This is a genomic window from Pseudomonas sp. BJa5 (assembly GCF_030272875.2).
Taxonomy (GTDB): Bacteria; Pseudomonadota; Gammaproteobacteria; order Pseudomonadales; family Pseudomonadaceae; genus Aquipseudomonas.
Window position 1 is genome coordinate 1 of the sequence record NZ_JALRNG020000022.1, and the last position, 25,029, is coordinate 25,029.

General features: G+C 64.9%; 24 protein-coding genes. 7 read left to right on the top strand and 17 right to left on the bottom strand.

Translation table 11 applies throughout. The annotated features are described in order from the left end of the window. Nucleotides 1–299, bottom strand: a 299-nt coding sequence (locus M2D63_RS14005; RefSeq protein WP_285863525.1) for a hypothetical protein, incomplete at its 3' end; no start/stop codon positions are given. A gap of 317 nt (nucleotides 300–616) precedes the next feature. Here M2D63_RS14005 and M2D63_RS14010 point away from each other — a divergent pair. Next, the gene (locus tag M2D63_RS14010; RefSeq protein WP_285863526.1) at nucleotides 617–2,659 is read left to right on the top strand and encodes an AsmA family protein; all 2,043 of its coding nucleotides are present in this window, start codon (nucleotides 617–619) and stop codon (nucleotides 2,657–2,659) included. 78 nt (nucleotides 2,660–2,737) lie between these two features. On the opposite strand, the gene osmE is transcribed toward M2D63_RS14010, so the two are convergent. Then, complete coding sequence (gene osmE / locus M2D63_RS14015; protein ID WP_285863527.1) at nucleotides 2,738–3,091, bottom strand: osmotically-inducible lipoprotein OsmE; 354 nt, start codon at nucleotides 3,089–3,091, stop codon at nucleotides 2,738–2,740. A 125-nt stretch (nucleotides 3,092–3,216) separates the two neighbouring features. Between osmE and M2D63_RS14020 the strand changes: the two genes are divergently transcribed. Beyond that, nucleotides 3,217–4,107: a triacylglycerol lipase gene (locus M2D63_RS14020; protein WP_285863528.1), complete on the top strand. Its 891-nt coding sequence runs from the start codon at nucleotides 3,217–3,219 to the stop codon at nucleotides 4,105–4,107. On the opposite strand, the gene M2D63_RS14025 is transcribed toward M2D63_RS14020, so the two are convergent. Then, nucleotides 4,088–4,984: a DMT family transporter gene (locus tag M2D63_RS14025; protein WP_285863529.1), complete on the bottom strand. Its 897-nt coding sequence runs from the start codon at nucleotides 4,982–4,984 to the stop codon at nucleotides 4,088–4,090. The two genes, M2D63_RS14020 and M2D63_RS14025, sit on opposite strands and share 20 nt — an antisense overlap. A 99-nt stretch (nucleotides 4,985–5,083) precedes the next feature. Between M2D63_RS14025 and M2D63_RS14030 the strand changes: the two genes are divergently transcribed. From M2D63_RS14030 to M2D63_RS14040, 3 genes are all read left to right on the top strand, one after another. Continuing rightward, entirely contained in the window at nucleotides 5,084–5,875 is a 792-nt protein-coding gene (locus tag M2D63_RS14030) for a helix-turn-helix transcriptional regulator (RefSeq protein WP_285863530.1), read from the top strand. Between the two features lie 62 nt (nucleotides 5,876–5,937). Beyond that, entirely contained in the window at nucleotides 5,938–6,219 is a 282-nt protein-coding gene (locus M2D63_RS14035; protein ID WP_285863531.1) for a PsiF family protein, read from the top strand. A 113-nt stretch (nucleotides 6,220–6,332) separates the two neighbouring features. Next, nucleotides 6,333–7,340 (top strand): AI-2E family transporter, encoded by a 1,008-nt coding sequence (locus M2D63_RS14040; protein ID WP_285863532.1) that lies wholly within the window; start codon nucleotides 6,333–6,335, stop codon nucleotides 7,338–7,340. A 114-nt stretch (nucleotides 7,341–7,454) separates the two neighbouring features. Here M2D63_RS14040 and M2D63_RS14045 read toward each other — a convergent pair whose 3' ends face one another. Next, on the bottom strand, nucleotides 7,455–8,720 hold the full coding sequence (locus tag M2D63_RS14045) for an Hsp70 family protein (protein ID WP_285863533.1): 1,266 nt from the start codon (nucleotides 8,718–8,720) through the stop codon (nucleotides 7,455–7,457). A gap of 159 nt (nucleotides 8,721–8,879) precedes the next feature. Between M2D63_RS14045 and cbpA the strand changes: the two genes are divergently transcribed. Both cbpA and M2D63_RS14055 read left to right on the top strand, forming a co-directional pair. Beyond that, a complete protein-coding gene (gene cbpA / locus M2D63_RS14050; protein ID WP_285863534.1) occupies nucleotides 8,880–9,827 on the top strand; it encodes a curved DNA-binding protein in 948 nt (315 codons plus the stop codon). 2 nt (nucleotides 9,828–9,829) lie between these two features. Next, nucleotides 9,830–10,135: a chaperone modulator CbpM gene (locus tag M2D63_RS14055; RefSeq protein WP_285863535.1), complete on the top strand. Its 306-nt coding sequence runs from the start codon at nucleotides 9,830–9,832 to the stop codon at nucleotides 10,133–10,135. A gap of 95 nt (nucleotides 10,136–10,230) precedes the next feature. On the opposite strand, the gene M2D63_RS14060 is transcribed toward M2D63_RS14055, so the two are convergent. The 13 genes from M2D63_RS14060 to M2D63_RS14120 form a co-directional block, all read right to left on the bottom strand. Then, nucleotides 10,231–10,752 (bottom strand): GNAT family N-acetyltransferase, encoded by a 522-nt coding sequence (locus M2D63_RS14060; RefSeq protein ID WP_285863536.1) that lies wholly within the window; start codon nucleotides 10,750–10,752, stop codon nucleotides 10,231–10,233. A 6-nt stretch (nucleotides 10,753–10,758) separates the two neighbouring features. After that, on the bottom strand, nucleotides 10,759–11,289 hold the full coding sequence (locus tag M2D63_RS14065) for a GNAT family N-acetyltransferase (RefSeq protein ID WP_285863537.1): 531 nt from the start codon (nucleotides 11,287–11,289) through the stop codon (nucleotides 10,759–10,761). Nucleotides 11,290–11,325: 36 nt separating this feature from the next. Beyond that, nucleotides 11,326–12,024: an urea ABC transporter ATP-binding subunit UrtE gene (urtE, locus tag M2D63_RS14070; RefSeq protein ID WP_285863538.1), complete on the bottom strand. Its 699-nt coding sequence runs from the start codon at nucleotides 12,022–12,024 to the stop codon at nucleotides 11,326–11,328. A gap of 51 nt (nucleotides 12,025–12,075) precedes the next feature. Continuing rightward, the gene (gene urtD / locus M2D63_RS14075) at nucleotides 12,076–12,936 is read right to left on the bottom strand and encodes an urea ABC transporter ATP-binding protein UrtD (protein ID WP_285863539.1); all 861 of its coding nucleotides are present in this window, start codon (nucleotides 12,934–12,936) and stop codon (nucleotides 12,076–12,078) included. After that, complete coding sequence (gene urtC, locus M2D63_RS14080; protein ID WP_285863540.1) at nucleotides 12,933–14,012, bottom strand: urea ABC transporter permease subunit UrtC; 1,080 nt, start codon at nucleotides 14,010–14,012, stop codon at nucleotides 12,933–12,935. The genes urtD and urtC overlap by 4 nt, the downstream gene beginning before the upstream one ends. Further along, the gene (gene urtB, locus M2D63_RS14085) at nucleotides 14,012–15,511 is read right to left on the bottom strand and encodes an urea ABC transporter permease subunit UrtB (protein WP_285863541.1); all 1,500 of its coding nucleotides are present in this window, start codon (nucleotides 15,509–15,511) and stop codon (nucleotides 14,012–14,014) included. The genes urtC and urtB overlap by 1 nt, the downstream gene beginning before the upstream one ends. Nucleotides 15,512–15,613: 102 nt before the next feature. Further along, nucleotides 15,614–16,879: an urea ABC transporter substrate-binding protein gene (gene urtA / locus M2D63_RS14090; protein WP_285863542.1), complete on the bottom strand. Its 1,266-nt coding sequence runs from the start codon at nucleotides 16,877–16,879 to the stop codon at nucleotides 15,614–15,616. Between the two features lie 204 nt (nucleotides 16,880–17,083). Continuing rightward, nucleotides 17,084–18,499 carry a D-serine/D-alanine/glycine transporter gene (gene cycA / locus M2D63_RS14095; RefSeq protein ID WP_285863543.1) on the bottom strand — a complete coding sequence of 472 codons (1,416 nt, stop codon included), beginning with the start codon at nucleotides 18,497–18,499 and terminating at the stop codon, nucleotides 17,084–17,086. Between the two features lie 109 nt (nucleotides 18,500–18,608). Then, entirely contained in the window at nucleotides 18,609–19,619 is a 1,011-nt protein-coding gene (locus M2D63_RS14100; RefSeq protein ID WP_285863544.1) for an iron ABC transporter permease, read from the bottom strand. Beyond that, complete coding sequence (locus M2D63_RS14105) at nucleotides 19,616–20,563, bottom strand: ABC transporter substrate-binding protein (protein ID WP_285863545.1); 948 nt, start codon at nucleotides 20,561–20,563, stop codon at nucleotides 19,616–19,618. The genes M2D63_RS14100 and M2D63_RS14105 overlap by 4 nt, the downstream gene beginning before the upstream one ends. Continuing rightward, entirely contained in the window at nucleotides 20,560–21,348 is a 789-nt protein-coding gene (locus tag M2D63_RS14110; protein ID WP_285863546.1) for an ABC transporter ATP-binding protein, read from the bottom strand. The genes M2D63_RS14105 and M2D63_RS14110 overlap by 4 nt, the downstream gene beginning before the upstream one ends. Nucleotides 21,349–21,485: 137 nt before the next feature. Continuing rightward, nucleotides 21,486–22,847, bottom strand: coding sequence for a PepSY domain-containing protein (locus tag M2D63_RS14115; protein WP_285863547.1), 1,362 nt, complete (start codon nucleotides 22,845–22,847; stop codon nucleotides 21,486–21,488). Nucleotides 22,848–22,905: 58 nt separating this feature from the next. After that, complete coding sequence (locus M2D63_RS14120; protein ID WP_285863548.1) at nucleotides 22,906–24,972, bottom strand: TonB-dependent copper receptor; 2,067 nt, start codon at nucleotides 24,970–24,972, stop codon at nucleotides 22,906–22,908. Nucleotides 24,973–25,029 lie beyond the last annotated feature (57 nt).

Consider the following 25,029-nt stretch of genomic DNA (forward strand, 5'->3'; position numbering starts at 1 on the left):
TTGCGTTCCAGCAGACGGTCGGAGCCACCTTCGGCGACGCGGTTGCGTTCCAGCAGACGGTCGGAGCCACCTTCGGCGACGCGGTTGCGTTCCAGCAGACGGTCGGAGCCACCTTCGGCTACACGGTTGCGTTCCAGCAGGCGATCCGAACCACCTTCGGCCAGGGTGTTCAGCGGTTGCGAGATCACCGTCGAGCTGGAACGGGATTCGGCGGTCAGGTTTTGTTCGCTGGCAGGAATGGCAAAGGCATTGGCGGCCAGGATGGACAGGGACAGGCTCAGCAGCAGTTGGCGTTTCATCGTTCGGTGCTCCTTGGAGGGGCTGGAAAGTGGGTACGGGGCCAATGCTACGCTCGAGGGCGCCAGATAGAAGTTCATAAGGCTAATGGTGACAATTGATGGAAATGATGCTTTGGAGCGCAGGCTCTAGGCCGGTTGTTTCAGCACGATCGCCGGGCCTTTCCAGGCGCCCGGGCGAATGGCAAGGCGGGAAAAAAAGCGGAAAAAATCCCGGAATCATCACTACCGGTTAAACCCCTGGGCGTTTCATCAGTCCCAAGAATAAGTGCCATCAATACGCCCACGTTCGCCATTGTGGTCGTCAGGAGATTCATGCAATGACGCGTCCCGCCCGACTCCTCACCTGGACCCTCGCCAGCCTGCTGCTGGTGCTGACGTTACTGCTGGTCGTGATCGCGACATTCGACTGGAACCGCATCAAGCCGACCCTCAATGCCAAGGTGTCCGAAGCCCTGCATCGGCCTTTCGCCATCAATGGCAACCTGGAAGTGCGCTGGCAGCGCGAACCCGAGCAGGGCGGCTGGCGTGCCTGGCTGCCCTGGCCGCGCTTCATCGCCCAGGACCTGACCCTGGGCAACCCGGACTGGCTCAAGGAGCCGCAGATGCTCAGCCTCAAGCGTGTCGAGTTTCGCCTGGCGCCCTTGCCGTTGCTGTTCCAGCAGATCGTCATCCCGCGCATCGACCTGAACCAGCCCACTGGCAACCTCAAGCGCCTGGCTGACGGCCGGGCCAACTGGACCTTCGAATTCGCGCCCAAGGACGCGCAGGCCGAGCCGTCAGCCTGGGTGCTGGACATCGGCGTCATCGGCTTCGACAAGGGCCAGGTCAGTTTCGAGGACCAGACCCTGACAACCAGCCTCGATGTCCTGATCGATCCACTGGGCAAGCCGATCCCGTTCAGTGACATCGTCGGCAAGGCCACGGCACAGAAAACCGGCGTCGCCCAGGACTATGCCTTTGGCCTCAAGGTCAAAGGCCGCTACAAGGGCCAGGCGCTTTCCGGAACGGGCAAGATCGGCGGCCTGCTGGCGCTGCAGGACGCCAGCCAGCCCTTCCCGTTGCAGGCCGACCTGCAGATCGCCGATACCCGTATCGCCGTGGCCGGCGCCCTGACCGATCCTCGCAACCTCGGCGCCCTGGACCTGCGCCTGCGGCTGTCGGGCACCAGCCTTGGCAATCTCTACCCCTTGATCGGTGTGACCCTGCCGGACTCTCCTGCCTATACCACCGATGGCCGTCTGCAGGCCAAACTGCATGAGCCAGGTGGTGCGCAATTCCGCTATGAAGGCTTCAACGGCAAGATCGGCGACAGTGATATCCATGGCGACCTGACCTTCGTGTCGAGCCAGCCACGGCCCAAACTCAGCGGCAACCTGGTGTCCAACCAGTTGCTGTTCAAGGACCTGGCGCCGCTGATCGGTGCCGACTCCAATGCCCAACAGCAGGCCCGTGGCGGCGCCAGCAGGCAACCGGCGGGCAAGGTACTGCCGGTCGAGGAGTTTCGCACCGAACGCTGGCGCAGCATGGATGCCGACGTGACCTTCAGCGGCAAGCGCATCGTGCACAACCAGGACCTGCCGTTCACCGACCTGTCCAGCCACGTCATCCTCGACGATGGCGTACTGCACCTGGAGCCGCTGCGTTTTGGCGTGGCGGGCGGAAAGCTGGATGCCCAGGTGCGCCTGGACGGACGTACCGCGCCCTTGCAGGGGCAGGCCCGGCTCAACGCCCGTGGCTTCAAGCTCAAGCAACTGTTCCCGACCTTCGAGCCGATGAAGACCAGTTTTGGCGAGCTCAATGGCGACGCCGAGCTCAGTGGTCGGGGCAATTCGGTGGCCAAGCTGCTGGGGACCGCCAATGGCGAGCTGAAGATGCTGATCAACGACGGCGCCATCAGTCGCGGCCTGATGGAGATCGCCGGCCTGAACGTGGGCAACTATGTGGTGGGCCAGCTGTTCGGTGACAAGGACGTGAAGATCAACTGCGCTGCGGCCGACTTCGGCATCAAGGATGGCCTGGCCACGACCCGCCTGTTCGTCTTCGACACCGAGAATGCGATCGTCTACATCAACGGTACGGCCAACTTCGCCAGCGAGCAGTTGGACCTGAAGATCAACCCCGAGTCCAAGGGCGTGCGCCTGCTTTCGCTGCGCTCGCCGCTGTATGTGCGCGGTCCCTTTGCCAAGCCGGACGCTGGCGTTCAAGCGGTGCCGCTGGCCTTGCGCGGGGCGGGGATGGTGGCCCTGGGCGTGGTGATCGGCCCAGCGGCCGGGTTGCTGGCGCTGGTGGCGCCGGGCGGCGATGTGCCGAACCAGTGCAAGCCGTTGCTGGAGCATATGAAGGCGGACAAGGCTGGCTGACGGGGGAGGCTGAGAGCCCCGCTGGCCAGCCGGGTGCCCTGTGGGAGCTGGCGCAGCCTGCGATGGGGCCGCCGGGCATCACGCAGTGGGCATGACCTCATTCACGGCATCTTCGTCTTTCTGGCGTTGTGCGCAGGTCTTGAATCCCTTGTCGTCGACATGCCCGCTGGCGTCGAAGCGCACGTAGTAGGCCTGTTGATGGCCTTCGCGGTTGAGGATGTAGTTGTTGCAGGTGCCGCCATGGGGCAGTTTGACGACCGTGGACGGGCGGCCACCGATGGTGTTCACCTGCTGCAGGGTCATGCCGTTCTTCACCTGCTTGACCAGCGGCGCGTTGCGGTAGGTGACGTAATCCACCGGGTTTTCCGGACGGCTGCCGCAGGCGCTCAGGGCGGTGGTGGCCAAGAGGATTGCCAGGGTCTTTCTGAACATGATTCATATCCTTGCTGAAGGTCTGATGAGTTTGATCCGCAGCCTCCCCTGGAGTTCGATTGCGAGAGCCAGAGTTGTGCCTGTAGTGTGAGGGATGACTGTCCACGGAGCGGGGGAATGCAGCCATGGCCGAAGGGCTCGCCACGCGTTATCCACTGGTGCTGGTGCCGGGCATGCTCGGCTTCGTCCGCCTGCTGCTGTATCCCTACTGGTTCGGCATCGTCCAGGCGCTGCGTCAGGGCGGGTCGCAGGTCTATGCCATCCAGGTCTCACCCCTCAACTCTTGCGAGGTGCGTGGCGAACAGTTACTGCGGATCATCGAGGATATTCGCCGGCGCAGCGGTGCCGACAAGGTCAACCTGCTGGGCCACAGCCAGGGCGCTTTGACCGCGCGCTATGCGGCGGCCAAACGCCCGGAGTGGGTGGCCTCGGTGACCTCCATCGCCGGCCCTAACCACGGCTCGGAGCTGGCCGACTACGTAGGACGCAAGTATCCCGCCGACTCCGCGCGCGGACGTTTGCTCAAGGCGTCGCTGCATGGCCTGGGCGTGCTGATGGGTTGGCTGGAAACCGGCTGGCGCGGACCGAAACTGCCCATCGACGTGCATGCCTCGCACCATTCGCTGACCAGTGCCGGCGTCGCCCTGTTCAACCAGGCTTATCCACAGGGCCTGCCCACCACCTGGGGTGGCGAGGGGCCGGGGGAGGTCAATGGCGTGCGCTACTACTCCTGGTCCGGCACCTTGCAGCCGGGGCTGACCGATCGCGGCCTGAACCGCCTGGATGGCAGCAATCTGCTCTGTCGCCTGTACGCCCGCAGCTTCGTGCGCGAGGCCGGGCAGTGCGATGGCATGGTCGGGCGCTACAGCTCGCACTTGGGCCAGGTGATCGGCGACGACTACCCGCTGGATCACCTGGACATCGTCAATCACTCATTGGGCGCGGTGGGCAAGGGCGCCGATCCGCTGCGGCTGTTCACCGAGCACGCGGCCCGGCTCAAGGCTGCGGGGCTATGACGCCGGCGCGGCGCACCGGGGTTTTCCAGCGTTCGGCCAGGATCACCCCGGCCAGGGTCAGCAGGCCGCCGACCAGGTGATACAGCGCCAGTTGCTCATCGAGTACCAGGGCGGCGATCACGGCAGTGACGGCAGGCAGCAGGTTGAAGAACAGCGTGGTGCGACTGGGCCCCAGGCGATGGACCGCCTGCATCCACACCAGCGGCGCGACCATCGAGGCCAGCACGCAGGCGTACAGCACCAGGCCGATGTTGCCACGGCCAAGGCCGGTCTTGTCCGAGAACAGGAACAACGGCAACAGCACAATGATCGCCACCAGTACCTGCAGGTACAGCAGGAGCAGGGGCGGCAGGCGCAACTGCCATTTTTTCAGCAGGGTGCTGTACAGCGCATAGGCCAGGGTGGCGACCAGCATCAGTGCATCGCCACCGTTGAGGCCGTGCTGTAGCAACACGCTCAGGTCACCGGCCGAGACCACCAGCAACACGCCGATCAAGGACACCAGCGCGCCGGCCAGGGCGCCGTAGCTCAGGCGCTGGCCCAGGCTGACGATGGCCATGGCCAGGGACATCAAGGGCATCAGCGAGAGAATGATACCCATGTTGGTGGCACTGGTGATGCCCGCGGCAAAGTACGCCAGGCTCTGGTACACCGCCATGCCCAGTACACCGAGGATGAAGATCTTGCCCAGGTTCGGGCGGATTTCGGGCCAGTGGCGCAGCAGCGGCCGCAGCAGGAAGGGGGTGAACAGCAACCCGGCCAGCAACCAGCGGTAGAAGCCGATCTCGGCGGGAAAGATCGCACCGGCCGACAGCTTGGTGACCACGGTGTTGCCGGCCCAGATCAGGATGGCCAGCAAGGGGAACGCATAATTCATCAAACAGAAGCTCTTGGGGGAAAACAGGCGCCATTATCCCTTTGTCTGTTCCGTTGCTTATACTTGTATCCAGACAACTCACCCATCGATCCAGACAGCATGTCCGATAAAGTCATCACCATTCCGCAGTTCGACACCCTGCCGTCGCCGGTGTACCTGCGCTACGACGAGTTCGGCGCCGACACCCACAGCCCGGCACATCGGCACGCCTGGGGGCAGCTCAACTATGCGGCCCACGGCATCATGCACCTGGACATCGACGGCCAGCGCTTCGTCTCGCCGCCGCACTACGCGGTGTGGGTGCCGCCGGACACCGAGCACAGCTGCTACAACCCCCAGGCCATCGTCTACCGCTCGGTCTACCTGGACCGCGAGCTGTGCCGGGCCTTGCCCGCGCAGCCCTGCACCCTGGTGATCAGCGAGATCCTCAAGGCCATTCTCGGCGACTTTGCCCGGCGCGACGTGAAGATCCCCGAGGACGAGGCAGACCGCCGCCTGGCCCAGGTGCTGGTGGATCAACTGCGCCAGGCGCCGACCCAGACCTGCTTTCTGCCCTATGCCCGCAGCGCCGGCCTGCACGGAGTGCTCCAGGCCCTGCACGCCGAGCCGGGTGACAACCGACCGCTGGCCGCCTGGGCGGCCACCGTGCATGTCAGCGAGCGCACCCTGGCCCGGCAGTTTCTGCGCGAACTGGGCATGAGTTTCGGCGAGTGGAAACTACGCCTGCGTTTTCTCAAGGCCATCGAGGCGCTGGAGCACAACCTGCCGATCCAGCAGATTGCCTTCGACCTGGGCTACAGCAGCCCCTCGGCCTTTATCGCCATGTTCCAGCGCCACGCCCACTGCACCCCGGAGCACTACCGGCGCCAGGCCCGTGCCCAAGGGGTGTAGGAATTCTTGTCTACACTCACGGCGAGGCTGCGCACAGGGCGCGGCGACAAGGAGAGAACGCCATGAAATTGGTGCGTGTGCCGTTACTGCTGTTGGGCCTGTTGATGTGTTCGCAAGGCTTTGCCGCCACCGCGCAGCAGGAAAAGATGACCACCTGCAACGCCGACGCCACTGCCAAGGCCCTCAAGGGTGACGAGCGCAAGGCATTCATGAGCAACTGCCTGAAGGCCAAGCCACCTACGCAGCAGGAAAAGATGACCCTCTGCAATGCCGACGCCACCACCAAGGCCCTCAAGGGCGACGAGCGCAAGGCGTTCATGAGCGACTGCCTGAAGAAAAAATGACGCCCTGGCGCTGACCCGGGTCAGCCGCTGCCAGCGCAGCGGCCGTGCCTCTATGCCTGCCCGGCGAAGGCTGGCAGACTGCGTTTTTTCCCGCAGTCGACCCTTGAGGTTGTATGACCTTTACTCCGCGCCAGATCAAAATGGCCAGTTGGATCATTGTGTTCGCCGGCCTGCTGCTGGCGTTGCCGCTCAAGCTGTTGCCGAGCCTGTTGGCCGGCCTGCTGGTGTTCGAACTGGTCAACATGCTCACGCCCAAGCTGCAGCACCTGATTGCCGGGGAGCGTGCGCGCTGGCTGGCGGTAGCCTTGCTCGGCACCCTGGTGGTCAGCACCCTGACCTTGCTGTTCGCCGGCGCCATCAGCTTCCTGTTGCACGAGGCCGAGAACCCTGGCGCCTCGCTGGACAAGTTCATGCTTCTGGTGGACCGGGCCCGCGGGCAGTTGCCGCCGTTCGTCGATGCCTACCTGCCGGCCAGCGCCGCCGAGTTCAAGGTGGCCATCGGGGAATGGCTCAAGACCCACCTGGGCGAACTGCAACTGGTGGGCAAGGGCGCGGCGCACACCTTCGTCACCCTGCTGATCGGCATGATCCTCGGCGCCATCGTCGCCCTGCAGCGCATTCCCGACATCTCCCGGCGCAAGCCCCTGGCGGCGGCCCTGTTCAACCGCCTGGCGCTGCTGGTGCAGGCGTTTCGCAACATTGTCTTCGCGCAGATCAAGATCTCGCTGCTCAACACCTTCTTCACCGGGATCTTCCTGGCCGTGGTGCTGCCGCTGTTCGACGTGCACCTGCCGCTGACCAAGACCCTGATCGTGCTGACCTTCCTGCTCGGCCTGCTGCCGGTGATCGGCAACCTGATGTCCAACACCCTGATCACCATCGTCGGCCTGTCGCTGTCGATCTGGGTGGCCATGGCGGCGTTGGGCTATCTGATTGTTATCCACAAGGTCGAGTATTTCCTCAACGCACGGATTGTCGGCGGGCAGATCAGCGCCAAGTCCTGGGAACTGCTGCTGGCGATGCTGGTGTGCGAGTCGGCGTTCGGCTTGCCGGGGGTGGTGGCGGGGCCGATCTATTACGCCTATTTGAAGAGTGAGTTGAGGCAGGCTGAATTGGTGTGAAGTTTGATCGCGGGGCAAGCCTGCTCCCACCGGGTCTGAACTGCCCCCCCAAAGGTTGGATGGGTTTGGGGTGCAGTTCAGTCGGTGGGAGCGGGCTTGCCCCGCGATAGGGCCTCAGCCGTAACGCTTGCGCGCCTCGATCGCCAAACCGCTGCCGATGCTGCCGAAGATGTTGCCTTCGACATGCCGGGCATTGGGCAGCATCGCCGCCACGCTCTGGCGCAATGCCGGAATGCCGCTTGAACCGCCGGTGAAGAACACCGTGTCGACCTGCTCGACACCCACGCCGGCCTTGGCCAGCAGCTCGCTGACACTGCCACGCACGCGCTCGAGCAGGTTGTCGATCGACTCTTCGAACAAGGCCCGGGTCAGCTCCACGCTCAGTCCCGACTCGACCCGCTTGAGGTCGACCAAGCGACGGTCGTTGTGGGTCAGTTCGATCTTGGTTTCTTCCACTTCCATCGCCAGCCAGTGGCCGGCACGCTGTTCGATCAGCTTGAACAGGCGGTCGATGCCGTCGGTGTCTTCGATGTCGTAGCGCATGCTGCCCAGGGCCAGCTGGGATTTTTGCGAGTACACCGAGTTGATGGTGTGCCAGGTGGCCAGGTTCATGTGGTGGCTGGTGGGCATGAAGGCGCCGCTTTTCATCCGGCTGCCGTAGCCGAACAGTGGCATCACGCCCTGCAGGCTCAGCTGCTTGTCGAAATCGGTACCGCCGATGTGCACGCCGCCGGTGGCGAGGATGTCGCTGTGACGGTCATCGAGCATGTGCCGCTCCGGCGCCAGGCGCACCAGCGAGAAGTCGGAGGTACCACCGCCGATGTCGACGATCAGCACCAGCTCCTCGCCCTGGATGCTCGACTCGTAGTCGAAGGCCGCGGCAATCGGCTCGTACTGGAAGGACACGTCCTTGAAACCGATCTTCTTCGCCACCTCCGCCAGGGTGTCTTCGGCTTCCTGGTCGGCGGCCTGGTCGTCGTCGACGAAATGCACCGGGCGGCCCAGCACCACTTCATCGAAGGCACGACCGGCGTTGGCTTCGGCGCGCTTTTTCAGCTCGCCGATGAACATGCCCAGCAGGTCCTTGAACGGCAGGGCGGTGCCCAGCACGCTGGTATCGTGCTTGATCAGCTTGGAGCCCAGCAGGCTCTTGAGCGAGCGCATCAACCGGCCTTCGTAACCTTCCAGGTACTCGTGCAGGGCCAGGCGGCCGTACACCGGGCGGCGTTCCTCGATATTGAAGAACACCACCGACGGCAGGGTGATCTTGCCGTCTTCCAGGGCGATCAACGACTCCACGCCCGGGCGATGCCAGCCGACGGTGGAGTTGGAGGTGCCGAAGTCGATGCCGCAGGCACGGGCCGGGGATGCGTCACTCATGGGATGTACTTCCGGGGGAAAAACGGCCGCGCAGTTTATGCCAGCCGTCAGCAGAATCAAGACCGATTATCTGCTTTGCCGCAAACCCAAGGACGCCTTGAAAGGCTATGCTTGACCCCAATCTTCTGCAGCATCGAACTATTGATGGTGATTCCTTAGATGGACTTCAAAGACTACTACAAGATACTTGGCGTCGAGCCCACGGCGGACGAGAAGGCGATCAAGACCGCCTATCGCAAGCTGGCGCGCAAGTATCACCCTGACGTCAGCAAAGAGCGTGACGCCGAGGAAAAATTCAAGGAGGCCAACGAGGCCTATGAGGCCTTGGGCAGCCCGGAAAAACGCGCCGAATACGACGAACTGCGCAAGTACGGCCAGCACGGTCGCCCCTTCCAGGGCCCGCCCGGCTGGGAAAGCCGCAGTTCCGGCGGCTTCGAGGGCGGCGACTTCTCCGACTTTTTCAGCTCGATCTTCGGTTCGCGCGGTGGCAACGGCAACCCATTTGGCCGCGGCCAGCAGCGCAGCAGCGGTCGGCGAGGGCAGGACGTGGAAATGGAACTGGCGATTTTCCTCGAAGAAACCCTGTCCAGCGAGTCGAAGCAGATCAGCTTCCAGGTGCCGCAGCACAACGCCCACGGCCAGCGCACCGGCTTTACCACCAAGACCCTGAACGTGAAGATCCCGGCCGGGGTCAGCGATGGCGAGAAGATCCGCCTCAAGGGCCAGGGTGCGCCGGGCATCGGCGGTGGCGCCAACGGCGACCTGTTCCTGACCATTCGCATGGCACCGCACCCGCTGTTCGATGTCGAAGGTCATGACCTGATCATCACCGTGCCGCTGGCGCCCTGGGAGGCTGCCCTGGGCACCAAGGTGGCGGTGCCGACCCTGACCGGCAAGATCAACCTGACCATCCGTGCCGACAGCCAGAGTGGCCAGCGCCTGCGGGTCAAGGGCATGGGCCTGGCCAACAAGCAGGGCCAGCGCGGTGATCTCTATGCGCAACTGAAGGTGGTCATGCCCAGCCACAACGACGACACCACCAAGGACTTGTGGAACAAGCTGGCGCAACACGCGGCGTTCAATCCGAGGACACAATGGAGTAGCTGATCATGAGCAGTACCCTGGTCGTTCAACTGGACATGCAGACCCTCTGTCGGGAAGCCGATCTGCCGGCCGCCTACGTGATCGAAATCGTCGAACACGGCATTGTCGAACCTTCCGGACGAACGCCGGAAGAGTGGCTGTTTGACGACCAGGCCCCGGTGCTGGCCAAGCGCGCGGCCAAGCTGCAGCGCGATCTGGCGCTGGAGTGGGAAGGGGTGGCGCTGGCACTGGAGCTGCTGGATGAGGTGCAGCAGTTGCGCAGTGAGAACCTGATGCTCAAGCAGCGCCTGGGCAGGTTCCTGCAAGGGTAGTCCCTGGCGAGTGCTGCGCACTCGATCGCAGGCTTTGCCAGCTCCCACAAGGCATGGGTGTGGGAGCTGGCGAAGCCTGCGATTGGCCCTACCGCCTATAGCAGCTTGTAATACAGGGCCGTTGCCCGATAGGTCCCATCCGGCCCGCAGGCATACTGCGGAATCTCACCGGCCTTGCTGTACCCCAACGACCGGTAGAACGCCTCGGCCCCCGAGCCCGCCTCGGTATCCAGGTACAACATACCGCGCTGCTTCTGCGCCGCCGCGGCCTCCAGCACCTTCATCAACTGCTGGCCCAGCCCACGCCGCCGGGCCTCGCTGTGCACCAGCAGCTTCTGCACCTCGGCGCGGTTCAGGCCATTGGGTTTCTGGCACAAGGCCAGCTGCACGCTGCCCAGTACTTCCTGGTCTTTGCCAACCACCCAGAGCAACAACTCGCCGCTGGCCAGGCGCTGCTTCACTTCGTCGAAGTAGCTGTTGGCCTGCTGTGCGTCGATATCCGCCAGAAAGCCGACCGAGGCACCGTGGCGCACGGCATCGAGCAGCAAGGCCACCAGGCCGTCGCGGTAGTGGGCAAAGCTTTCATGGGTCACACGGTTGAGTTGCGCAGCATTCATCGGGCGTCACTCCATGGATCGTGGGGGCATGCCGGGATCGAGGATCAACTGCATGAAGGTCAGGTCCAGCCAGCGGCCGAATTTCACGCCCACCTGGGGCATCTGTCCGTTGAGGGTGAACCCCAGGCGCTCGTGCAGGCGGATCGAGGCCGCGTTGCCGCTTTCGATGGCCGCGACCATCACATGTTTGTCGCAGGCGCGGGCGCGTTCGATCAGGGCGCTCATCAGGGCAGGGCCCAGGCCGTTGCCGCGCTGGTCGCTGCGGATGTACACCGAGTGCTCGACGGTGTGGCGAAAGCCCTCGAAGGGGCGCCAGTCGCCGAATGAAGCATAGCCGAGCACATCACCTGCAACGGCGTCCACGGCCACCAGGATCGGGTAGCGCTGGGCCTGGCGGGCATCGAACCAGGCCTGGCGGTTGGCCAGATCAACGGGTTGCTCATTCCAGATCGCCGTGGTGTTGAGCACCGCGTCGTTGTAGATGTCGCGAATGCCCGGTAGATCGGCAGTTACGGCATCACGGATCAGGTAAGTCATGGCTACTTCTCGAACAGGTACGAAGTGGTCTTCAGGTTAAATGGTTACCAGGCCGCGCACACCCTCGGCCTCCATGTTTTCGCCGCGGCCGGCCTGGACGATTTCCCCGCGGGACATCACCAGGTACTGGTCGGCAAGTTCCGCGGCAAAGTCGTAGAACTGCTCCACCAGCAGGATCGCCATGTCGCCGCGGGTGGCCAGCTTGCCGATCACCGCGCCGATTTCCTTGATCACCGAGGGCTGGATGCCTTCGGTCGGCTCATCGAGGATCAGCAGGCGGGGCTGGCTGGCCAGGGCGCGGCCGATCGCCAGTTGTTGCTGCTGGCCGCCGGAGAGGTCGCCGCCGCGGCGGTGTTTCATCTGCAGCAGCACCGGGAACAGCTCGTAGATGAACGGCGGGACGCTTTTCGCCTGGCTGGCCGGGAAGCGTGACAGGCCCATCAGCAGGTTCTCCTCGACCGTCAGGCGCGGGAAGATTTCCCGGCCCTGGGGCACGTAGGCGATGCCGGCCTGGACCCGCTGGTGCGGCTTGAGCGCGGTGATCGGCTGGCCTTCCCAATGCACGCTGCCTTCGCGGGTGGGCAACAGGCCCATCAGGCAGCGCAGCAGGGTGGTCTTGCCGACGCCGTTGCGGCCCAGCAGGCAGGTTACCTCACCGATCCGGGCCTCGAAGGACAGGCCGCGCAGGATGTGGCTGCCGCCGTAGTATTGGTGCAGGGAGTCGATTTTCAGCATGTCTTCAGTCCGTTGGTTGTTTGTGCGGGCTTGCCCCGCGATGCTCTGAAATCACCGCCCCAGGTAGACCTCGATCACCCGATCATCGGCCTGCACCTGTGCCAGCGACCCCTCGGCCAGCACGCTGCCCTGGTGCAGCACGGTGACGTGGTCGGCGATGCTGCCGACAAAGCCCATGTCGTGCTCGACCACCATCAGCGAATGCTTGCCGGCCAGGCCCTTGAACAGTTCGGCGGTGAATTCGGTCTCGGCGTCGGTCATGCCGGCCACCGGTTCGTCGAGCAGCAGCAGTTGCGGGTCCTGCACCAGCAGCATGCCGATTTCCAGGAACTGCTTCTGGCCGTGGGACAGCAAGCCGGCCGGGCGTTGTGCCGAAGCGTTGAGGCGTATGGTCTGCAGGACCTCATCGATGCGGTCCTTCTGCTCGCCACCCAGGCGCGCAACCAGGCTGGCCAGCACCGACTTGTCGGCCTTCTGCGCCAGCTCCAGGTTCTCGTACACGCTCAGGGCCTCGAACACCGTGGGTTTCTGGAACTTGCGGCCGATGCCGGCCTGGGCAATCTGCACTTCGCTCATGCGGGTCAGGTCCAGGGTGTCGCCGAACCAGGCCTTGCCGCCGGTGGGACGGGTCTTGCCGGTGATCACGTCCATCAGGGTGGTCTTGCCCGCACCATTGGGGCCGATGATGCAGCGCAGCTCGCCGACGCCGATGTACAGGTTCAGGGCGTTCAGGGCCTTGAATCCGTCGAAGCTGACGTGGATGTCCTCCAGGGTCAGGACCGTGCCGTGACGCACGTCCAGGCCCTCGCCGCGCACCTGGCCAAGGCCGATGGCATCGCGGCCGCTGCCGCCATCGAGGAGGGGTTCGAGCATGAACTCTGGGTGGGCCGGAGGCAGTGGTATGGCTCTCATTGTTCGCCCCTTTTCTTCAACAGTCCGACCACGCCTTTGGGCAAGTACAAGGTCACCAGGATGAACAGCGCCCCCAGGCAGAACAGCCAGTATTCCGGGAAGGCCACGGTGAACCAGCTCTTCATGCCATTGACCAGGCCTGCGCCGAGCAAGGGGCCGATCAGGCTGCCGCGCCCGCCCAGGGCGACCCACACGGCGGCTTCGATGGAGTTGGTCGGTGACATTTCGCTGGGGTTGATGATGCCCACCTGCGGCACGTACAGCGCCCCGGCCAGGCCGCACAGCACGGCACTGAGCACCCAGACGAAGAGCTTGAAGCCCCGCGGGTCGTAGCCGCAGAACATCAGGCGGTTCTCGGCATCGCGCAGTGCGGTCAGGACCCGGCCGAACTTGCTCCGGGCCAGGCGCCAGCCCAGGTACAGGCTGGCTACCAGCAAGGCCACGGTGAGCAGGAACAGCACTGCCCGGGTGCTCTGTGCGGTGATGTCGAAACCGAGGATGCTGCGAAAGTTGGTGAAGCCGTTGTTGCCGCCAAAGCCGGTTTCATTGCGAAAGAACAGCAGCATGCCGGCGAAGGTCAGGGCCTGGGTCATGATCGAGAAGTACACGCCCTTGATCCGCGAGCGGAAGGCGAAGAAGCCGAACAGCAGCGCCAGCAATCCTGGCGCCAGCACCACCAGGCACAAGGCCCAGGCGAAGTGCTGGGTGCCGGCCCAGTACCAGGGCAGCTCGCTCCAGGACAGAAAGGTCATGAACGCCGGCAGGCCGTCACCGGCTGCTTCGCGCATCAGGTACATGCCCATGGCATAGCCACCGAGCGCGAAGAACAGGCCGTGACCCAGCGACAGCAGCCCGGCATAGCCCCAGACCAGGTCCAGGGCCAGGGCGACGATGGCATAGCAGAGGATCTTGCCGACCAGGGTCAGGGTGTAGGCCGAGACCTGCAGGCTGTGCCCGTCGGGCAACAGCGACAGCAGCGGCAGGGCCAGCAGCACCAGCAAGGTCGCAGCGCCCACGGCCAGGGTCCAGCGCGGGCCGACCTTGTGGCTGGCGGTTACAAGCAGAGGCTGGTTCATCAGTCGATTACCCGTCCCTTGAGTGCGAAGAGGCCTTGCGGGCGTTTCTGGATGAACAGAATGATCAGCGCAAGGATGAGGATCTTGCCGAGCACCGCACCGATCTGCGGCTCCAGCAGCTTGTTGGCGATCCCTAGGCCGAAGGCCGCCCACAGGCTGCCGGCGAGCTGGCCGACGCCACCGAGCACCACCACCAGGAAGGAGTCGATGATGTAGCTCTGGCCCAGGTCCGGGCCGACGTTGCCGATCTGGCTCAGGGCCACGCCACCGAGGCCGGCGATGCCTGAGCCCAGGCCAAAGGCGAGCATGTCCACGCGTCCGGTGGGCACGCCGCAGCAGGCGGCCATGTTGCGGTTCTGGGTCACGGCGCGCACGTTCAGGCCCAGGCGCGTGCGGTTGAGCAGCAGCCAGGTCAGCAGCACCACCGACAGGGCAAAGCCGATGATCACCAGACGGCTGTACGGTAGGACCAGGTTGGGCAGCACCTGGATGCCGCCGGACAGCCAGGCCGGGTTGGCCACTTCGACGTTCTGCGCGCCGAACAGCAGGCGGATGGCCTGGATCAGGATCAGGCTGATGCCCCAGGTGGCCAGCAGGGTTTCCAGCGGGCGGCCGTAGAGGTGGCGGATCACCGTGCGCTCCAGCAGCATGCCGACCCCGGCGCTGACGGCGAAGGCCACGGGCAGGGCGATCAGCGGGTAGAACTCGATGGCGCCTGGTGCGTAGCGCTGTATCAGGACCTGCACCACGTAGGTGGCATAGGCGCCGAGCATCAGCATCTCGCCATGGGCCATGTTGATCACCCCGAGCAGGCCGAAGGTGATCGCCAGGCCCAGGGCCGCCAGCAGCAGGATCGAACCCAGGGACAAGCCGCTGAAGGCCTGGCCCAGCAGTTCGCCGAACAGCAGCTTGCGCTTGACCTGGGCCAGGCTGGTTTCGGCGGCGGTGCGTACCCTGGCATCGCTTTCCACGCCAGGTTCGAGCAGCGCCTCGAGGCGGGTGCGGGCCATGGGGTCGCCGGTTTCGCCGAGCAGGCGCACCGCCGCCAGGCGCACGGCGGGATCGCTGTCGGCCAGTTGCAGGTTGGCCAGGGCCAGACCCAGGGCGGCATGCACCGCAGTATCAGGCTCGCTGGCGAAGCGCCGGTCGAGGAAGGCGACCTGGGCCGGTTGTGCGCTTTTTTGCAGTTGTTGCGCGGCGGCCAGGCGCACGCTCGGGTCGTCGCCGAGCAGTTGGTGGCTGGCCAGGGCATTGTCTACCAGGCCGCGCAGTCGGTTGTTCAGGCGCAGCTTGCGGGTGTCGCCGGGGGCGATGCGGCCTTGCTGCAGGGAGGTCAGCAGGTGCAGCCTTCCCGGGTCGGGTTGCGCCGCCCAGTCCTGGAGCAGGCGGGCCTGCTCGTTGGCCTTGGCGGTGATGAAGTAGTCGGCGTCGCTGGCCTGGGCGGCCAGGGGCAGCAGCAGGAGCAGGCCGAGGAGGAGGCGCTGAAGGGCCTTGGGCATGGCGGTTTCCTTGTGGTGTGCTGGTGGGCCTCATCGCGGGGCAAGCCCGCTCCTACAGGGGGCTACTCCCCCTGGTTGGAGCGGGCTTGCCCCGCGATGGGCTCAGTTACCCTTCACCGCATAATCCGGCCGCTTGTCATTGCCCGGGATGAACGGGCTCCACGGCTGCGCCCGCACCGGCTGTTCGGTCTCCCAGACCACGTTGAACTGCCCGTCGTCCTGGATCTCGCCGATCATTACCGGTTTGTGCAGGTGGTGGTTGGTCTTGTCCATGGTCAGGGTGTAGCCCGACGGCGCCTTGAAGCTCTGCCCGGCCAGGGCTTCGCGGACCTTGTCGACATCGGTGGACTTGGCCTTTTCCACCGCCTGGGCCCACATATGGATGCCGACATAGGTGGCTTCCATCGGGTCGTTGGTCACCGCCTTGTCGGCGCCCGGCAGGTTCTTGGCCTTGGCGTAGGCTTTCCAGTCGGCGACGAACTGGCTGTTGACCGGGTTATCCACCGACTCGAAGTAGTTCCACGCCGCCAGGTGACCCACCAAGGGCTTGGTGTCGATCCCGCGCAGTTCTTCTTCGCCCACGGAGAAGGCCACCACCGGCACCTCGGTGGCCTTCAGGCCCTGGTTGGCCAGCTCCTTGTAGAAGGGCACGTTGGAGTCGCCGTTGACCGTGGAGATCACCGCGGTCTTGCCGCCGGCGGAGAACTTCTTGATGTTGGCGACGATGGTCTGGTAATCGCTGTGGCCGAACGGCGTGTACACCTCTTCGATATCCTTGTCGGCCACGCCCTTGCTGTGCAGGAAGGCGCGCAGGATCTTGTTGGTGGTGCGCGGGTAGACGTAGTCGGTGCCGAGCAGGAAGTAGCGCTTGGCCGCGCCGCCTTCTTCGCTCATCAGGTACTCCACCGCCGGGATCGCCTGCTGGTTCGGCGCGGCGCCGGTGTAGAAGACGTTGGGCGACATCTCTTCGCCCTCATACTGCACCGGATAGAACAGCAGGCCGTTGAGCTCTTCGAACACCGGCAGCACCGACTTGCGCGACACCGAGGTCCAGCAACCGAACACCACCGCGACCTTGTCCTGGCTCAGCAGTTGGCGGCCCTTCTCGGCGAACAGTGGCCAGTTCGATGCCGGGTCGACCACCACCGGCTCCAGCAGCTTGCCGTTGACCCCGCCCTTGGCGTTGATCTGCTCGATGGTCATCAGGGCCATGTCCTTGAGCGAGGTCTCGGAAATCGCCATGGTCCCGGACAGCGAATGCAGGATGCCGACCTTGATGGTCTCGGCGGCCTGGATGCTCCAGCTCAGGCCCATCGCCGCGAGGGACGCGCTGAGGGTGAAGGCCTTGATCAGACTGCGACGCTTCATATGTGCTCTCTCCGTTGAGTTCGAATGTGCGCTAAGGCAGGTGGCGACTTCGGGAGAGAGCTTTAGCAAGGCCTGTGCCGAACCTGAGAAAGGCTCTGGCACGGGCTTTACGGGGAGGGAGGGGGGAAAGCTTGCACCGCCACGGCGCCGTACGAGCGAGGCGGTGCAGGCGGTTGCGCCGTGCTGGTGCGCAACCGCCGAGGGTCAGGCCTGTTGCGCGGCCGCCTGCTGGCGATTGCGGCGCACGAACTGGTAGGTCACCGCCAGCAGCACGAACCACAGGGGGGTGACGATCAGCGCCTGGCGGGTGTCGCTTTCCAGGCTCAGCAGCACCAGGATACCGGCGAAGAACACCAGGCACGCCACTGCCATGAAGCGTCCGCCGGGCATCTTGTACTTCGACGCCAGGTGCAGGGTGGCGCGTTGCTTGCGGTAGCTCAGGTACGACAGCAGGATCAGGGTCCAGACGAACATGAACAGGATCGCCGATACCGTGGTCACCAGGGTGAAGGCTTCGATCAGGTCGGGGATCAGGTACATCAGCGCCGCGCCCAGCAGCAGGCAGGTGCAGGAGAAGTACAGGCCGTTGGCCGGCACCGAGCGGCTGGACAGTTGTTCGAAGCTGCGCGGCGCATCGCCCTGCTGGGCCAGGCCGAAGAGCATGCGGCTGGTGGAGAACACGCCGCTGTTGGCCGAGGACGCCGCCGAGGTCAGCACCACGAAGTTGATGATGCTCGCCGCCGCCGGCAGGCCGGCCAGCACGAACAGCTCAACGAACGGGCTCTTGCCCGGCACCACGTCGCGCCACGGGGTCACTGCCATGATGGTGATCAGCGCCAGCACGTAGAACACGATGATCCGCACCGGGATCGAGTTGATCGCCCGCGGCAGGGTGCGCTCGGGGTTCTTGGCTTCGGCGGCGGTGGTGCCCACCAGCTCGATGCCGACGAAGGCGAACACGGCGATCTGGAAACCGGCGAAGAAGCCCATCAGGCCATGGGGGAACATGCCGTCATCATTCCACAGGTTGGCCAGGCTCGCGGTACGTCCGGCCGGCGATTCGAAACCGGAGAGGACCATGTACAGGCCGGTGCCGACCAGGGCGAGGATGGCGACGATCTTGATCATCGCGAACCAGAATTCGATCTCGCCGAACAGCTTCACCGTGATCAGGTTCAGCGACAGCAGCAGGCCGACACAGGCCAGCGCTGGCGCCCATTGTGGCAGGTCGGGGAACCAGAACTGCGAGTAGGCGGAAATGGCGATGACGTCGGCGATGCCGGTGATGATCCAGCAGAACCAGTAGGTCCAGCCGGTGAAGTAACCGGCCCAGGGGCCGAGCAGGTCGGCGGAGAAATCGATGAACGACTTGTACGCCAGGTTCGACAGCAGCAACTCGCCCATGGCGCGCATGACGAAGAACAGCATGAAGCCGATGATCATGTAGACGAAGATGATCGAAGGGCCGGCAAGGCTGATGGTCTTGCCCGAGCCCATGAACAGCCCGGTACCGATGGCGCCGCCGATGGCGATCAACTGGATGTGGCGGTTGGAGAGGTTGCGTTGCAGGTGTTCATGGTCGTCGGGCGTGGGGTGTTGCGGTGACAGGTTCGCGGTCATGGGCAGGCATTCCGTACAGGGCGATTCTCTTGTGCGCCCTAGGCTAACACGCGGCTTTGCGGCGCAGCCGCGACAATACGTCTCAAGACCAAAGCCTGCTTGCGTAGTGTCAGCGCTTGCGCATCAGGCCGATGAAGAACACGCCACCGATGGCGGCGGTGGCGATGCCGATCGGCAGGTCTTCGGGTGAAATCAAGGTGCGCGCGGCCACATCGACCCAGATCAGGAACAGGCTGCCCACCAGCAGGCACACGGGCAGCAGGCGCGTATGTTCGGCGCCGACCAGACGCCGGGCGATGTGCGGCACCATCAGGCCGACGAAACCGATCGAGCCACTGATCGCCACCAGCACGCCGGTCAGCAGCGAGCAGATCAGGAACGCCACCAGCCGCACCGAGCGGGCATTCAGGCCGAGGGTCACGGCGGTCTGTTCACCGGCCATCAGCGCATTGAGAGCGCGGGCCATGCCCAGCAACAGGGTCAGCCCCAGCAGCACACTGATCGCCGGGATCGGCAGCAGCTCCCAGCGGGCCAGGCCCAGGCCACCGAGCATCCAGAACATCACCGCGGAGCTGGCGCGGTGATCGCCGAGAAACAGCAGCAGGTTGGCAATCGCCATCATCACAAAGGCCACCGCCACGCCGCACAGCAGCAGCCGGTCGCTGTCCAGACGGCCATGACGGCTGGCGATGGCCAGCACCAGCAGCATGCTGCACAGGGCGCCGATAAAGGCGGCCAGGGGCAAGGTCAACACCCCGAGCAGTTCGCCGATATGCAGCACCACCAGCACCGCGCCGAGGGTGGCGCCGGAGGTCACGCCGAGCAGGTGCGGATCGGCCAGGGGGTTGCGGGTGACGGCCTGCAGTACCGCGCCGATCATCGCCAGGCCACCGCCGACCAGCGCCGCCAGCAGCATGCGCGGTACCCGGATGAGCCAGACGATGTGTTCCTGGCCGGTGGTCCAGGCGGGTACCTCAGGGGCGATGCCGAACAGTTTGTACAGCAGCACCCGCCACACCACCTCGACCGGCACCGGCGCGGCACCGAAACCCAGCGACACCACGCAGGACACCAGCAACAGGCCAGTCAGGGCGAGCAACAGCAGGCGATAGCGATTCATGCGCCGTGCAGTCCGGCGGCGATGGCTTCGATCGCCTCGACGTTTTCCAGGCTCGGCGTGGCGGCCACATAGGGGATCACCACGAAACGCTTGTCACGGATCGCCGCTACCGACTGCAGGGCCGGGTGCTGTTCGAGGAACGCTTGTTTCTGCGCCGCGCTGACCTCGCCATAGTCGACGATGACGATCAGCTCGGGGTTGCGCTCGACCACGCTTTCCCAGTTGACCCGGGTCCAGCTGGCCTCGATATCGTCCAGCACATTGCGCCCGCCGGCGGCTTCGATCAGCGCCTGGGGCATGCCCAGGCGGCCGGAGGTCATGGCCCGGTCCTCGCCGCTGTCATACAAGAACACCCGTGGACGCTGCGCGGGCAACTGTTGTTGCACGGCGTCGACCCGCTGCTGCATCTGCCCGATCAATTGCTCGGCGCGCTCCTGCACATCGAAGATCCGGCCCAGGTTGCGCAGGTCGTTGTAGGTGTCGTCGAGGCTGGCGGCCGGGCGTTTCATGACAAAGGCGCAGGACTCGGTCAACTCGTACACCGGGATGCCCAGGGGCGCCAGGCTCTGCGGGGTCAGGTCGCCGCCGATGCGCATGCCGTAGTCCCAGCCGGCGAAGAAGAAATCGACGTTTGCAACGAGCAGGGTTTCCACCGACGGGTACTTGCTGGCCAGCTCCGGCAGGCCGTCGAGTTCCTTGCGCAGTTCAGGCGTGACGGCCTTCCAGCCGCTCACGCCGCTGTAGCCGACCATGCGCGGGCGCAGGCCGAGGGCGAGCATCATCTGGGTCATGTTGATGTCGTGGCTCAGGGCACGCTCCGGGGCCTTGTTGAAGGTCACCTGGCGGTTGCAGCTCTGCACGGTCAACGGGTACTGGCTGGCCTGGGCGAAGGCACTGGCGCTGGCCAGCAGGCCCAGGACGAGAAGCAGGGTGGTTCGAATCATCGCTGGGTTATCCAGGTAAGGCGTGGGTGGTCGGCCAGGGGGTGACGGTCGATCAGCGCCTGCACGCCGAAGACCTCATGCAGCAGCTCGACCGTGAGCACTTCACCCGGCGTACCGCTGGCCACGATGCGACCGTGGTCCAGCACATACAGGCGATCGCAGAAGGCAGCGGCCAGGTTCAGGTCATGGATGCTGGCCAGGGTGCCGATGCCCAGGCGTCGGACCTGCTGCAGCAGCTCCAGCTGGTAGCGTGGATCGAGGTGGTTGGTCGGCTCGTCGAGGATCAGCAATTGCGGTTGCTGGACCAGGGCACGGGCGAGGATCACCCGCTGCTTTTCACCGCCCGAGAGGCTGGCGAAGGCATGCGCGTCGAACCCGGCCAGGCCCACGGCGTGCAAGGCCTCCCGAACCAGGCGGCGATCCTCCGGGTTGTCGCCATCGAACAGGCCTTTGTGCGGGGTGCGGCCCATGGCGACCACTTCCTCGACATTCAGGCCGAAGGCATCGGGAAATTCCTGCAGGACCACGGCGATGCGCTGGGCACACCAGCGTGGCGACTGTTTCCACAGATCGTGTTCATCCAGGCGCACCTGGCCGCGCTCCGGCTTGTTGAAGCGGTAGGCGCAGCGCAGCAGGCTGGTCTTGCCACTGCCATTGGGGCCGATCAGGCCGACGAACTCCCCGGCGCCGACCCTGAGATCGACGTCGCGCAGCTGGAACTGATGGTGACAATGGCCGTGGCCCAAGGGCGACCAGTGCAGGCCGCTGATACTCAGGGTGCTCATGGCGATCCTGTCGAGAACGGGTGGCTATGGTAGCGGATTTGCGGGGGCAACTGTCCTCGGTGGGAGCGGGCTTGCCCCGCGATTGCGGTGTGACAGACAAGCCACAATCGCGGGGCAAGCCCGCTCCCACACGGCGATCAGGCGGTTTTCAGTTTCCGTGACAACAGGCCCCAATCCAGCACCCAAACCGCCAGCAACGAGACCCCCACCAGCGGAAACGCCACGCCCAGCCCCACCATGATCACGATCGCTGTCTTCCACTTCGGCAGGTCATGACGCAGCGGCGGCACCCCCAGGCTGCCCTGTGGACGCCGTTTCCACCACATCACCAGGCCACTCACCGAGCCCAGCAGGATCATCAGGCACACCAGCAGGATGATGATCTGGTTCAGTGGCCCGAACATCTTGCCTTCATGCAGCATCACCCCCACTTCCGTGGCGCGGGCGACGCCGTTGTAGTCTTGCCAGCGCACATCCACCAGGATCTTGCCGCTGTACTGGTCGACATGCAGGGTGGCGTCGTTGCGCGGGTCGTCGGCGAACACGGCGATGGTGTACACGCCGTCGGCGCGGGTGGGCAGGGTGATGCTGTAGCCGGGCTCGACCGTGTTGCTGGCGGCCAGGTCCTGGACCTGCTGCAGGCTGACCTGCGGCGCGGCCGGGGCGCTCGATCCCATGTTGTGGCCCGCATGTTCGGCGTGGGCGCCGGACTGCGGCATCGGCGTGTTTTCCATGGCCCAGGGCACGGTCTGGCGGGTCGCGCTGTTGAGCTCACGGGCCTGCTGGTCGGACTTGGGCACATCATTCCACATGCTCGCCGGGAAGCTGTTCCAGACATCGGCGTAATGCTTGCCCCAGAAGCCGGTCCAGGTCATGCCGCTGAGCAGCATCAACAGCAACAGGGCCGAGCCCCAGAAGCCGGTGACCGCGTGCAGGTCGCGCCACAGCAGGCGCCCGCGGGCATTCAGGCGCGGCCAGAGTACCCCCGCCGAGCGCGCACCGCGTGGCCACCACAGGTACAGGCCGGAGACTACCAGCACCACGCCCCAGCCAGCCGCCAGTTCCACCAGGCGGTCACCGACGGTGCCGATCATCAGCTCGCCATGCAGGGCGCGGGCGACGGCTTGCAGGTTGGCCTTCGCATCCTGCTCGCCCAGCACCCGGCCGTCGTAGGGGTTGATGAACACATTCAGCTCGCGACCGCTATCCTGGACCACGAATTGCGCGCTACGGTCCGCGCTGGCGGCGGGCAGGTACTGGCTCACCTGCCCCTTGGGATAGGCCTCGCGCACCTGGTGCAGCAGGTGGTCGGCGCTCTGTCGATGATGCCCGGCCTCGACCACCATCAGGTCGCGGTAGAGCAGTGGATCGAGTTGCGGCTTGAACAGGTAGATGATCCCGGTGATCGCCAGCAGGATCATGAACGGGGCGACGAACAGCCCCGCATAAAAGTGCCAACGCCAGGCCAGGTTGTAGAAGGATATCTTCGGTGTGCTCATGGTGTGCTCCCATGTTGCCAAAGTAAGGTGCGATCGCTGATCGCACCCAGGGGGTGGATCAGAAATTCAGGTCGACCTTGGTCCAGAGCGTGCGCCCCGGCTCGTTGATCGCTTGTGGATCACTGGCCGGGTAACCGAAGCCAGCGTTGCCCGCCAGGTTCAGGTGCTCGGCATAGGCCTTGTCGAACAGGTTGTCGATTCCGGCACTGAGCTTGAGGTGCTGGCTGACCCGGTAGCTGCCATTGAGCGAGAACACCCCGAAGCCTGAACTTTTCTCGTAGTCCTTGCCGACCACATTGCCGTAGCCCTCGGCGATACGGTTCTGCGCGGCCACCACCCGCCACAGCGCGCCGGCACTCCAGTCGTCGCGGCTGTAGGTCAGGCCCAGGCGGCTTTCCAGGGGCGGCATCTGTGGAAGCGCTTTGCCATCACTGCTGTTCTTGCCCCAAGCGTAGGCCAGGGTCGCGTCGGCTTTCCAGTTCGGGGTCAGGTTGTAGGCGGCGCCCAGTTCGCCGCCCATGATCCGGGCGTCGATGTTCTGCGCCCGGGAGCTGCTCATGCCCATCATCCCGCTGTTGTAGTCGAACAGGATGTAGTCGCGGATCTGCCCGACATAGCCCGAGGCCCAGGCCTGCAGGTCATCGGTCTGGTACTGGATACCGAAATCGATCTGGGTGGTTTTCTCCGGCTTGATGCTGTCGAAGGCGTTGACCGAGCCCGCCGGGCCGGACTTGGGCGAGAACAGCTCCCAGTAGTCCGGAAAGCGCTGGACGTGCCCCACGCCGATGTAGGTGGTGGCGGGCATCTCGACCAGGTCGTGCTCGTAGCGGACGAAGCCGCTGGGCAGGGTATCGGCGCGGGTATCGCCGTTGGTGGGGCTGGTGGCGCGGTAGTCCTTGGCCGAGGCGCGGTCGAGGCGGGCGCCGCTGATCAGCCGGTCCTGGTCGGCGGCGTACCAGGTCAGCTCACCGAACACACCGTAGTTGTGGAAGTCCGCGTCCTTGGTCCAGGGCATCTCTTTGTGCACATCGATACCCATGCCGCCCCGCTTGCGGTGTTCGTTGGTCTGCGCATCGACACCGGCGATCAGTTGCAGCTCGCTCCAGCGCCAGGTGCCCTTGACCCGGCCACCGAGGGTGCGGCGGTCGACGTTGCTGACCATGGGCATGCCCATCATGCCCATGCCCGAGGGCGTGCGCAGGCTGTAGTTGTCCATCACGTGGTCGGCGTAGTTGTAGTAGACCTGGGCTTCGAGCGAGTCCCAGACCTCGCCGATGCTGGACTTTTCGAAGCGCAGGCCCAGGCTTTCGCGCTTGAACTGCGAACCGTCCATGCCGCGTCCGGCGGAGCGGGCTTCACCATCACCCTTGCCGGCGGTGAGTTCCACCAGGGTGTCGGCATCCGGCGTCCAGCCCAGGGCCACGTCGCCGTTCCATTTGTCCCAGCGCGACGGCACGGTGTCGCCGTTGCCGTCCTCGTAGTCGTCGGAATGCGACTGGTTGCCGACAAAGCGCGCGTAGCCCAGCTGGTTGCCCGCCGCCGTGTCGATCAGCTTGTCGAAGCGGCCGTTGGAGCCGGCCAGCAGGCTGGCATTGACGCGGCTGCCGAGCTCGCCGAATTTTTCCGGGTCGCGGTCGAAACGAATGGTCCCGGCGGAAGCACCCGGGCCCCAGATCACGCTTTGCGGGCCTTTGATCACGGTCAGGCGGTCATAGGTTTCCGGCGAGATATACGAGGTCGGTGCATCCATGCGGCTGGGGCAGGCGCCCAGCATCACGCCACCGTTGGTGAGGATGTTCAGGCGCGAGCCGAACATGCCGCGCAGTACCGGATCACCATTGGTGCCGCCGGCGCGGATCGCCGAGAAGCCGGGAATGGTCTTGAGGTAGTCGGCACCGTCGCTGGCTGGCACCGGCTGGCGCGGCTCCTTGGGGTTGGTGACGATGGTCAGGGGTGAGCTGGGGGCCACGGCGGTGATGACCGTCGGGCTCAGTTCGTTGTGCTCGTGCAGGGGCACGTCACCCTGCGCGCTGGCGGCCATGGCCAGGGGGCTGAGCAGGGTACCGCAGAGCGCGGCGAGGGTCCCTTGTTGGGACAGGCGAAAAACAGCGGTGCAGCCGGACATAGTGATTCCAACATCGATCAGTCATGGGGGCACGCAAGGTCCGCGGCGAGAGGCCGG